The following is a 10,322-nucleotide window of genomic DNA, read 5'->3' on the forward strand; positions in this document are numbered from 1 at the left end:
GCCTGACCTCGGCGAGGCCGTCCGCCGGACCCGGGCGCGTACCTTGATCTTCTCGATGAGCGGCTCGGACGCCGCGCTGATGCGCGACGGGCACAGCGGACCCTCCAGGCCGGCGCCGCGTTCAAGGTGCTCCCCCCGGGTCCGCGAGCTGCTGGACCGGCCGGTGGCGGTGACCGACGTGCGGGACATGCAGCCCACCGACCTGCCCGGCCGGGCGCAGCGGGCTGGCCGGTCGCCGGGTCCTCGTCACCGGAGCAGGCGGCTCCATCGGCTCAGAGCTGTGCCGGCAGCTCGCCCGCTGCGAGCCGGAGGAGCGCGGGCTGGACCCGTACGCCGACCCGGAGGAGCTGATCAAGCGGTTGGCCGGGCTCTGCACGGAGTCCGAGGCACCGCTGAGGGCGGTGCCCGCCCCGCGCTGACGGCCCACGCGGTGGGACGGCCCGTCCGTCGGGGCATCCCACCGCGTCCGGTCGCGCCGGCCGCCCGGGACGCCGATGCTCAGCGCCGGCGCTCGGGCGTCCGCTCCTCTTCGGTCTCCTCGGTCTCCTCCAGCGCGTCGGCGAACGGCTCGGTGAAGTCGTCGCCCGGCACCGCGACCTCCTCGATCCGGTCCTGCTCGTCGGGCCGCCCGCCGGCCGGCGGCTCCGGGGCGGTGGTCTCCCCGGCAAAGCCGTACTCGTTGGGCTCGTCGTGCCTGCTCATGGGCCTGCCCTCCGGTCTGCTCCGTGTTCGCCTCTCGTCGCCAACGCTATGCGGCGATCGTCTGCGCCGCAGGGCGCCAGCGATGTTGGGGCCGGGCCGGGCGCGCCGGCGGCCAGGGCCGCCCAGAGGAGGTGCCGCAGCGCCACCACGGCCGCCGCCACCGTCAGCGCGGACCAGCCCCGCGCCAGGGAGAGGTGCAGCAGCCCGGCGGCGACCAGCAGGTCCAGCAGGGCCCGCAGCGCGGCCCGCCAGGAACCGGTGGTGACCAGCGCGGCGAACCCGGCGAGGAAGGCCAGCCCGGTGGTCAGGTCCGGCAGCGGTCCGGTCACGGCGGGGACCCGCGGCCCGCCTGGCCCACCTGCCGCTGTTCCTGGGCGATCTCCCGGCGGAGGAAGAAGTTCAGCGCGGTCCGGATCGTGGCGATCGCCGCGAGCTGCCCGATCTGGGTGAAGGTCGGCGACACCGCGGTACGCAGGATGTCCCCGGCGAGCTGGAACTCCAGCCCGAGGGTGAGGAACCGGCCCAGGGAGATCCGGATCGGGGTGAACAGGGCGGCGTCGCGGTGCCGGAGTCCCACGACCACGAACCGCAACGCCGCCCACAGCGCCCCGACGAAGATGATCAACGCGCCGGCGACCTCCACCACGGCGACCACGACCTCGTCGCCGTGGCGCAGGACCTCCGACCACCGCACCCCGGGCCGTTACCCGCCGCGGGCAGCAGTAGTCGGCAGGCGGGACCGGCCGGTGGGCCGCTCGGCCGGTCAGCCCGCAGGCTCAGGAGAGCTCGGCGACCGCCTCGAAGATCAGCCAGAGACCGCAGATGGCGAAGAGCACCGCGGCGCCGTACCGGATGGCCTTCTCCGGCAGGTGCCGGCCGAGCAGCCGGCCGAGCAGGATGGCCAGCGCGTCGGCGGCCACCATGCCGAGCGTGGAGCCGAGCCAGGTGCCGAACCAGCCGTACTTGGTGGCCAGGGTGATCGTGGCGAGCATGGTCTTGTCGCCCAGCTCGGCGAGGAAGAACGCGACGCCGACCGCGACGACGGCCGACTTGCTGCTCTTCTCGGCCTTGCGCTTCTCCACCTCGGTGAGCTTGTCCCCGCGCAGGGTCCACGCGCCGAAGGCGAGAAACGCCACGCCGGCGATCAGTGAGATCCACCCGGTCGGCAGGGCGGCGCCCAGGCCGTACCCGATGCCCACCGAGGCCAGGTGCACCACCGCGGTGGCGACGGTGATCCCGATCAGCACCGGGATCGGCTTGAACCGCGTGGCGAACGTCAAGGCCATGAGCTGGGACTTGTCGCCCAGCTCGGCGACGAAGATGACGCCGAAGCTGATCACCAGCGCAAGGAGGAAACCGTCCATGAGAACCTTCCCGATCAAGCCGGGAGGAGGTACAGGGGTGCCCTCGACCCGGCTGCGACAGCCTGAGTCGAAGGTCTCGCCCGCCCCGGGAACCGGGGCCGCGTGGCCGGATGCGGAACGCACCAGTATGTCGACCACGACATTGGGGGCTACTCCCCTTCGCGTCGGCCAGCCTAGCCGACCGCTCCGGCGCCGGCCGCCGCGGGTGAACAGGGTCACCCGCGGCGGTCTGCTCCCCGCGTCGTACCCGCTCAGTCGGCCCGGGCCAGCGTGACGCCGAACAGCCCGTCCGGGTCGGTCCAGAAGGCCTCCGGGGCGAACCCGGCGGCGCGCAGCTCGGCCGCGATCCCCTCGGGCCGGAACTTCGCCGAGATCTCGGTCCGCACCTCCTCGCCGGCGGCGAACTCCACGTCCAGGTCGAGCACCCGCACCCGCATCGGCCGCTCGGCGCGCAGCCGCATCTCGATCCACTCCCGCTCCGGCACCCAGGCCGCCACGTGGGTGAACGCGTCGGGGTCGAAGTCCGCCCCCAGCTCCCGATTGATCACCCGGAGCACGTTGCGGTTGAACTCGGCGGTCACCCCGGCGGCGTCGTCGTACGCCGGCACCACCACCGCCGGGTCCTTGACCAGGTCGGTGCCGACCAGCAGCCAGTCGCCGGCCTCCAGCGCCGCGCGCATCGCGGTCAGGAACTCCGCCCGCTCGACCGGCAGCAGGTTGCCAATCGTCCCGCCCAGGAAGACCACCAGCCGCCGGCCGCCGGTGGGCAGCCGGTCCAGCTGCCGGGTGAAGTCGCCGACGATCCCGCGTACCCGCAGCCCCGGGTAGTCGGCGGCGATCTCATCGGTGGACTGCCGCAGCGCGCTCACCGAGACGTCCAGCGGCACGAAGGTGCCCAGCCCACCGTGGCGGGTGAAGGCGTCCAGCAGCAGCCGGGTCTTCTCCGACGAGCCGGAGCCCAGCTCGATCAGCGTCTTCGCGCCGGTCAGCTCGGCGATCTCGTCGGCGTGCTCGGCCAGCACGGCCCGCTCGGCCCGGGTCGGGTAGTACTCCGGCAGCCGGGTGATCTCCTCGAAGAGCTCGCTGCCCCGGGCGTCGTAGAACCACTTCGGTGGCAGCCACTTCGGCTCGGCGGTCAGCCCGAACCGTACGTCCTCCCGCATGCTGCGGCCGACGTCCTGCTCCTCCAGGTAGATCTCCAGTGGCTCCGCGCTCATGAGGTGTCCCTTCCGTTGGCGAACGTCCCTGTCCCACCTGTGAAAACCTCCGGCGTCACCCGCCCGCCAGGGCGCCGGTCCGCACCCCGGCCCGGGTGGCCACCACCAGTTGCCCGTCCGGCACCGGCCGCCAGTCGGGGTCGTCGTCGAGGGGTTCGGAGGCCAGCAGCACCGAGTCCCCGGCGGTCCGGACCGACAGCGCGTGCCCGGCGGCGCTGGCCACCACCGTCCGGCCGTCGGTCAGCAACAGGTTCAGCCGGGAACCGGGGGCGGCCGCCGCGACCGCCGCCACGGTGTCGGCCACCGCGGCGGCCGGGTCCTCGCCGGCCCGCAGCCGATGCCGCACCAGCGCCCACAGCAGCGCGGCGTCGGTCGGCGCGTCCAGCGTGAGCAGGTCGCGTACCGGCAGGTCGGCGGCGAGCGGGACCACCGCGTCCGGCCAGCCCCGGACCACCCCGTTGTGGCTGAACAGCCAGCGCCCCTCGGCGAAGGGCGCGGCGGCGCTCTCCTGCACCGGCATCCCGACGGTGGCCGAGCGGACGGCGGCGAGCACCGCGCCGGTGACCGTGACGGCGGCCAGCTCCGGCAGGGTGGTGTCGCCCCAGAGCGGCTGGGCGCGCCGGTAGCGGATCGGGTCACCCTCGCCCGGGTACCAGCCGACGCCGAAGCCGTCGGCGTTGATCGTGCCGCCGCCGCGCATGTCCCGCGGCGCCCAGGACTGCCGCAGCAGCGAGTGCGGCGGGTCGTACAGCAGGGTCCGCAGGCTGACCGGCGGTCCGAGGTACGCGAGGTGGCGACACATCAGGCGGAACCGCCGCTCACCCGCAGGCCTCCTCTGGTCGGGCGTCGCGGGCGCAGCGGAACCCGCTGAAGATCTGCCGCCGGATCGGGTAGTCCCAGTTGCGGAAGGTGCCCCGGCAGGCCGCCTTGTCGGTGCCGAACGAACCGCCCCGCAGCACCCGGTGGTCGTCGCCGAAGAAGACCTCCGAGTATTCGCGATACGGGAACGCGGCGAACCCCGGATGGCCCCGGAAGGTCGTCGAGGTCCACTCCCAGACGTCGCCGATCAGCTGGTGCACGCCGAGCGGCGACGCTCCCGCCGGGTACGCGCCCACCGGCGCCGGCCACAGGTGCCGCTGCCCCAGGTTGGCGTGCTCGGCGGTCGGGCCCTCGTCGCCCCACGGATAGCGGCGGGACCGGCCGGTGGCGGGGTCCCAGCGGGCCGCCTTCTCCCACTCCGCCTCGGTGGGCAGCCGTCGGCCGGCCCACGCCGCGAACGCCTGCGCCTCGAAGAAGCAGACGTGCACCACCGGCTCGTCGTCGCGGACCGGCGACCACCGGCCGAACCGCCGGTACGCCCAGCCGTCGCCGTCCCGCCGCCAGTGCATCGGCGCGGTCAGCTCCGCCTCGGTGCGGTGCCGCCAGCCCGCCTCGCTCCACCAGCGCGGCTCGTCGTACCCGCCGTCGGCGATGAACTCGCGGTACCGGCCGTTGGTGACCGGCGCGGCGTCGATGACGTACGCGGGCAGCTCGACGGTGTGTGCCGGGCGCTCGTTGTCCAGCGCCCACGGGTCGCTGGAGGTGCCCATGGTGAACGGGCCGGCCGGCACCAGCACCTCGCCGGCCACCCGGGCCCGCGGCTCCGGCGGCGGCGGCGCGTCCAGCACCGGCGGGCCGGAGCGCAGCTGGTGGGTGGCGAGCATGGTCTCGTCGTGCTGCTGCTCGTGCTGCACGATCATCCCGAACGCGAACCCGTCGACCACCAGCCCCCGGTCGGTGAAGCGGATGCCGTCCAGCAGGTCGTGGACCTTGTCCCGGACGGTGTTCACGTACGCCCGCGCCTCGGCCGGCGGCAGCAGCGGCAGCGACGGTCGGTCCTTGCGGGGCTGTTTGAAGGCGTCGTACAGGTCGTCGATGTCCTGGCGGAGGGCCGGTCGGCCGCCGACGTCGCGGACCAGCCAGAGCTCCTCCTGGTTGCCGACGTGGGCCAGGTCCCAGACCAGCGGCGACATCAGCGGCGAGTGCTGCCGAATCAGGTCGTCGTCGTCCACCGCCTCGGTGAGCAGGGCGGTGCGGGCCCGGGTCCGCTCCAGCTCCGCCGCGATCCGGCAGCGGAGTCGTTCCGCCTCCGTACCCGGCCGCTCGGTCGTGGTCACCGGTACCCCCTCTCCGCGGCGGCGCGACGCCGCCGGATTCCTCGGCTCGTCTCCGCGTGCGTTCCCGCCGGCAACTCCAGCCGCGGCAGGGCCGCCAGGGCCAGGTCGAACAGGGCCACCACCGCCTCGGCGAGCGGCCGGTCGGCGAGGCCGTACCGGGCAGCCGTGTGCCAGCGGTCGGCCACCGGGGCGGCGACGGTCAGAGCGGTCCGGGTGGTGCCCGGATCGGCGAACAGGGCGGCCAGCACCGCCAGCGGCACCGTCCACTCCCGACCGGGTTGGGCGTCCAGGTAGCGGACCTCCAGGTAGCCGCGGGGGCGCACCGGCGGGAAGAGCGTGCTGACGTGGTATTCCAGGTCGTCGGTGGTGGGTGGCCCGGGCAGCGCCCCGGCGAGCCAGTCGGCGAAGCTGACTCCGGGCGGCGGGGTCCAGTCCGGGCCGTCGTCACGCAGGCAGAGCAGCGGCGCGGCGAGGACGTACTCCGTCCAGGCCTCGACCGGGTCCCGATCGGGCCGGGCCGGGGACCAGACCGGTCGGGTCCGGTCCGGGTCGATGGCCAGCCAGGCGGCCATCCGGGCTGAGGCCCAGCCGGTACGCTGGCCGGCGTGCCGGTCCGCGGTCGCGAACGCGGCCAGCAACGGCGGCCCCACCGCGTGCACCGCCGCCCACCGCTCGGCCAGCCGCTCCGGCTCGCCCGCGTCGAGGCACACCTGCAGCCCGGCAGTGCTGTACATCATGGTCCGACCGGCCGGTCCGCGCCGGTCGAAGACGCAGCGCATGGCCTGGTAGCGCGGGGTTTCCACGACGGGGTGAGGGGCTCGCCAGGGGTCGATGCCGGTGTGGCCCAGGACCAGGCCGGCGGCGTCCAGCACGGCGGTCAGCTCGGCGATGTCGGCCTCAGTGGCCCCGATCAGCGCGCCAACGGACGACCGCGGCGGGGTGGAGATCTCCACCTGCCCGCCGGGCTCCACGGTCACGGCGCCGCCGCCGGGGAGCGGCTCGGCGGGGCTCGCCCCGTCGATGGTGACCGGGCTGTGCGGCCCCAGCGCCCGGCGCAGTCGTTCACGATCGACGGGGCGGGCCGGGTCCGCGGCGTCGTGCACGGTCCATTCCAGTTCGACGCCGGTGAGTCTCGGTGGGCCGGTCTTGAAGCAGATCCTGGCGATGTGTCTGGCCGCCCTGGCCGTGTCCCGCAGGACGATGGTCCGGTCCAGCTCTGGCGAAATCACCAAGGAACGGCTCCCTTCTCCGTGCGGGTCCCGACCGCTGCGTCGACCGCGATGTCACCGACCGTGACCGGCCGGTGCGCCCGCAGTCCCACCATCTTCTGTCTAGCAGACGAAATCCGCGCGCCCCAGGAGACGAATTTTTGTCCGGATCGGCGACTCAGTCGACGGTGCCGGTGCTCGGCTTCCCGGTCGGCGCGGCGGGCGTGGGTCGGGTCGACGTGCCGGCACCCGGGCCGGGCGACGACTTCTCGCCCGCCTCCGGCACCAGCCGCAGGCAGTACGCCTCGACCCGGTCGGCGCCGCCGGCGGCGGTCACCAGGTCGGCGAAGCCGGGCGTCTCCAGCGCCTTGGCCCGCTGCTGGGGCGACTTGGCGAGGTACGCCCGGCAGAGCCCGGTCAGCTTCGTCGTACCCGCCGGCCGGCCCGGCCCGGCGCCGGTGGTGCCCGGTGCCGCGGACGGGGCCGTGGCGGCGGGAGAGCCCGGGTCGCTCCCCGTCGGGTCGGCCCCCCGGGTCGGCGACCGCGAGCTGTCGACGCCGGAGCCGGCGCTGCCCGGCGTGGTGGGCGCAGGTGACGGCGTCGGCTCCTCGGGGCGGTCGAGGCTGACCGCGGCGACGGCGACGCCTGCGGTGGCGGTGGCGGCGCGCCCGGCGAGCCAGGCCACCGCGCCGGCCCGGAACCGCCGTCCCCGGGGCGCCCGCGCCGGCGCGGGCGCGGGCGCCGCGCGGGCTGCCCGGAACGCGGCCAGGGCCTGGTCCTCCCCGGACAGCTCGCCCGGGTTGGCCGGGGCGGCCGCGGCGACGAGCAGGTGCCGCAGCGGGTCGGCGTCGGCCGCCGGGGCGCGGCCGTCCCGGGCCGCGTCGAGGAGACGCTCGGACTCCGCCGGGTCGGCGGGTCCGTCGGACCGGCGAGAGCTCATTCGGAATCCCCTCACGTCATCCGTCCGCCGGCTCGGCGTGCGGCGCACCGGGCGCCTGCCGTCCCCGGCGGGTCCGGGGGCGGGGCGGGGTCGGGCTCCCGGCCCGGTCCGACGGCTGGTCCAGCTCGGCGCGGTCCAGCAGCGCGGCGAGTCGGCGCAGCCCCCGATGGGCGGCGGTGCGGACCGCTCCCGGGCGCCGGCCGAGGACCCGCCCGGCGGTCTCCGCGTCGAGCCCGATCACCGCCCGGAGCAGCACCGCCTCGGCCTCCCGGGGCGGCAGGGTGGCGATCAGCGCGACCGCCGCCTCGGTGCCGATGGTCTCCCCGGCCCGCTCGGCGGTGTCCGCGTCCCCGGCCAGCTCGCTGAGCGCCTGCACGGGCACCGGCAGCGCCGGTCTGCGGCGCTGCCGGCGCAGATGGTCCATGGCGCGGTTACGGGCGATGGTCACCGTCCAGGCGCGGAACTCGCCGCCGGTGAAGCGGGGCAGGTCACGGGAGATCTGCAGCCAGGTCTCCGAGGCGACGTCTTCGGCGTCCGCGCCGACCAGCGCGGTGAGATAGCGCAGCAGGCCGGGCTGCAGGCTGCGGTAGAGGAAGCGGAAGGCTTCCTCGTCCCCCGCCTGCGCGGCGGCGACCGCCTCGCTCAGTTCACCGGTCATGGACCCGCCGCTTCCGCCGTCCGGACTCTCCGGGCCGGCCCGTGCCGGGGTTGGCGTACGCGACGCCCGCCCCGTCCGGCAACCGGACCACCACCCGCCCCATCAGCCCCCCCGCTGACCCGATCGCGCCCGACGCCGGAGCGGCGGACGGCACGTATCGACACACGCCGCCAAAGTACGGCCCTCGGCGGACATACCGTACCGGCGTCACGGGGCGGCCGGGAGCCGGGCCAACGCCAGTGTCCTGCGCTAGAAGTTCGCCTACGAGATCGTGCGAGTGATTCGAGGATCTCTTCGGCGGTCTTTGTCCAGGTGAATGATCGTGGGTTGGGGTTCCAGTCCGCGACCCATGCGCGGATGTCGGCTTCGAGGGCCTGGACGCGGGCACCGCTTTGTCGATCGTGATGAAGAACTTCTTGAACTCCACCGCGGCGCTGAAAGCCGACGTTCAGCGGGGAGAGAGTGAGATTTGTCTACGGCCAACCACGGCGAGTCGGTGTAACGGCAGGCGACTGTCGGACGCTCCGGCACCCTGATCGGCGGACAATCCTGTGAACGCGGTGCCCTGAAGACGGACATACGACCTTTTTCGTACCTTTTCCTGGCAATCGCACCGACGTCACCACGGTCAGCCGAATGGTGCTGCTACCGCTGACCGTTCGGCGGATCGACCTCGGACCGGCCGCCGTCTCCGACGGGAGAGATCGCGGGAAATACTCCGCCGCCACTCTGGGTACGGTATTGGGGTGTTGTCATCGGAAGTCGTACTCAGCGGTCGGTACCGCCTGGTCGAACGTGTCGCCACCGGCGGCATGGGCGACGTGTGGCGTGCCAAGGACCAGGTGCTGGGCCGTCAGGTCGCGGTGAAGGTCCTGCTCCCGGCGCTGGTGTCCGACCCCGACTTCATCGCCCGGTTCCGCGCCGAGGCCCGGATCATGGCCTCGCTGCGCAGCCCCGGCATCGTGCAGGTCTTCGACTCCGGCACGGACGACCTGCCCGACGGCAGCCACGCCGACTTCCTGGTCATGGAGTTCGTCGAGGGCGAACCGCTGTCCCGGCGGATCGAGGCCGCCGGCCAGCTCGAGGTCGCCGAGACGATGTCGATCGTGGCGCAGGTGGCCCAGTCCCTGGACGCGGCGCACGCCCGCGGCATCGTGCACCGGGACGTGAAGCCGAGCAATCTCCTGGTGCAGCAGGACGGCACCGTGGTGCTGGTCGACTTCGGGGTGGCCCGGTCGACCAACGTGACCAGCATCACCAGCGCGAACGCGGTGCCCGGCACCGCCCTCTACATGGCTCCCGAGCAGGCCGCCGGCCATCCGGTCTCCGGGGCCACCGACATCTACGCGCTCGGCGCGGTCGCGTACTGCTGCCTCACCGGCGGCCCGCCGTTCACCGGGGACAACCCGCTCCAGGTCGCCGTGCGGCATCTCGACGACGAGCCGCCGGAGCTGTCGCAGGACATCCCGCAGCCGGTCCGCGAAATGGTCTCCCGGGCGCTCGCGAAAGACCCGGCCGACCGCTTCCCGACCGGCGTCGCGATGGCAACGGCCGCCCGGGCCGCGCTCTCCGAGTCGCCCACCGCCATGGTGCCGGTCGCGCTGCGCAGGCCGGCCGGCGGCCCGACGACCACCCGGGACGACCACACTGCCGCGGCACCGCTCGCCACGGTGGTCCCGGCGGGCCGCCGGGGGCGGCGCGGCACGCTGGTCGGCGCGCTCGCCGCGGTGCTGGTGGCGCTCGCCGCCCTCGGGGCGGCGCTCGGCGCGGCCAAGTCGGTCGGCAACAACCCCGCCACCACCATCGAGAACACCGCGCCCACGCCCAGCGGCGGAATGAGCGAGGACCCGGCCGCCACCGAGGCCGTCCCGACGGACCAGAACGGACGGACCTACCGGCCGGTCGGACCGGGCAACCGGCCGTCCGCGTCGGTCTCGGCGACGCCCAGCGCGGCGCCCAGCGCGTCGACCGACCCGAGACCGTCGGGCATCCCGTCGACGACGGCCCCCGTCAACCCGCCGCCGACCACGGCGAGCACCCCGGCCGACCCGCCGCCGACCACGGCGAGCACCCCGGC

At 74.6% G+C, this 10,322-nt stretch carries 12 protein-coding genes; 2 read left to right on the top strand and 10 right to left on the bottom strand.

Annotation, left to right across the window (positions count from 1 at the left end; translation table 11 throughout):
• The first annotated feature begins 266 nt into the window (after window positions 1-266).
• Window positions 267-419 carry a hypothetical protein gene (locus tag SLP03_RS23825; protein ID WP_319462861.1) on the top strand — a complete coding sequence of 51 codons (153 nt, stop codon included), beginning with the start codon at window positions 267-269 and terminating at the stop codon, window positions 417-419.
• A 79-nt stretch (window positions 420-498) separates the two neighbouring features.
• Here the strand turns inward: SLP03_RS23825 and SLP03_RS23830 are convergent, their stop codons facing one another.
• From SLP03_RS23830 to SLP03_RS23875, 10 genes are all read right to left on the bottom strand, one after another.
• Window positions 499-702 carry a hypothetical protein gene (locus SLP03_RS23830; RefSeq protein WP_319462847.1) on the bottom strand — a complete coding sequence of 68 codons (204 nt, stop codon included), beginning with the start codon at window positions 700-702 and terminating at the stop codon, window positions 499-501.
• Window positions 699-1,031, bottom strand: coding sequence for a hypothetical protein (locus SLP03_RS23835; RefSeq protein WP_319462848.1), 333 nt, complete (start codon window positions 1,029-1,031; stop codon window positions 699-701). The genes SLP03_RS23830 and SLP03_RS23835 overlap by 4 nt, the downstream gene beginning before the upstream one ends.
• Window positions 1,028-1,396, bottom strand: a complete 369-nt coding sequence (locus tag SLP03_RS23840) for a DUF1622 domain-containing protein (protein ID WP_319462849.1) — start codon at window positions 1,394-1,396, stop codon at window positions 1,028-1,030. Before SLP03_RS23840 ends, SLP03_RS23835 begins: the two co-directional genes overlap by 4 nt.
• 82 nt (window positions 1,397-1,478) lie before the next feature.
• Window positions 1,479-2,066, bottom strand: coding sequence for a TMEM165/GDT1 family protein (locus SLP03_RS23845; protein ID WP_319462850.1), 588 nt, complete (start codon window positions 2,064-2,066; stop codon window positions 1,479-1,481).
• 251 nt (window positions 2,067-2,317) lie between these two features.
• Window positions 2,318-3,283, bottom strand: coding sequence for an L-histidine N(alpha)-methyltransferase (gene egtD, locus SLP03_RS23850; protein ID WP_319462851.1), 966 nt, complete (start codon window positions 3,281-3,283; stop codon window positions 2,318-2,320).
• Between the two features lie 55 nt (window positions 3,284-3,338).
• Complete coding sequence (gene egtC, locus SLP03_RS23855; protein WP_319462852.1) at window positions 3,339-4,085, bottom strand: ergothioneine biosynthesis protein EgtC; 747 nt, start codon at window positions 4,083-4,085, stop codon at window positions 3,339-3,341.
• 16 nt (window positions 4,086-4,101) lie between these two features.
• Window positions 4,102-5,439: an ergothioneine biosynthesis protein EgtB gene (egtB, locus tag SLP03_RS23860; RefSeq protein ID WP_319462853.1), complete on the bottom strand. Its 1,338-nt coding sequence runs from the start codon at window positions 5,437-5,439 to the stop codon at window positions 4,102-4,104.
• Window positions 5,436-6,671: an ergothioneine biosynthesis glutamate--cysteine ligase EgtA gene (egtA, locus tag SLP03_RS23865; RefSeq protein ID WP_319462854.1), complete on the bottom strand. Its 1,236-nt coding sequence runs from the start codon at window positions 6,669-6,671 to the stop codon at window positions 5,436-5,438. Before egtA ends, egtB begins: the two co-directional genes overlap by 4 nt.
• Window positions 6,672-6,825: 154 nt before the next feature.
• Entirely contained in the window at window positions 6,826-7,587 is a 762-nt protein-coding gene (locus tag SLP03_RS23870; RefSeq protein ID WP_319462855.1) for a hypothetical protein, read from the bottom strand.
• Between the two features lie 16 nt (window positions 7,588-7,603).
• Window positions 7,604-8,245, bottom strand: coding sequence for an RNA polymerase sigma factor (locus SLP03_RS23875; protein WP_319462856.1), 642 nt, complete (start codon window positions 8,243-8,245; stop codon window positions 7,604-7,606).
• 746 nt (window positions 8,246-8,991) lie between these two features.
• Between SLP03_RS23875 and SLP03_RS23880 the strand changes: the two genes are divergently transcribed.
• Window positions 8,992-10,322: serine/threonine-protein kinase (locus SLP03_RS23880; RefSeq protein WP_319462857.1), on the top strand; the 1,331-nt coding region annotated here is incomplete at its 3' end.

This window comes from Micromonospora sp. RTP1Z1 (assembly GCF_033804685.1).
In the GTDB taxonomy this organism is placed as follows: Bacteria; Actinomycetota; Actinomycetes; order Mycobacteriales; family Micromonosporaceae; genus Micromonospora.

Excerpts from the sequence above, each read along its gene's own strand:
- SLP03_RS23830 (WP_319462847.1), bottom strand. The coding sequence starts at position 702 with ATGAGCAGGCACGACGAGCCCAACGAGTACGGCTTTGCCGGGGAGACC.
- SLP03_RS23845 (WP_319462850.1), bottom strand. The coding sequence starts at position 2,066 with ATGGACGGTTTCCTCCTTGCGCTGGTGATCAGCTTCGGCGTCATCTTC.
- egtD (WP_319462851.1), bottom strand. The coding sequence starts at position 3,283 with ATGAGCGCGGAGCCACTGGAGATCTACCTGGAGGAGCAGGACGTCGGC.
- egtC (WP_319462852.1), bottom strand. The coding sequence starts at position 4,085 with ATGTGTCGCCACCTCGCGTACCTCGGACCGCCGGTCAGCCTGCGGACC.
- SLP03_RS23870 (WP_319462855.1), bottom strand. The coding sequence starts at position 7,587 with ATGAGCTCTCGCCGGTCCGACGGACCCGCCGACCCGGCGGAGTCCGAG.
- SLP03_RS23875 (WP_319462856.1), bottom strand. The coding sequence starts at position 8,245 with ATGACCGGTGAACTGAGCGAGGCGGTCGCCGCCGCGCAGGCGGGGGAC.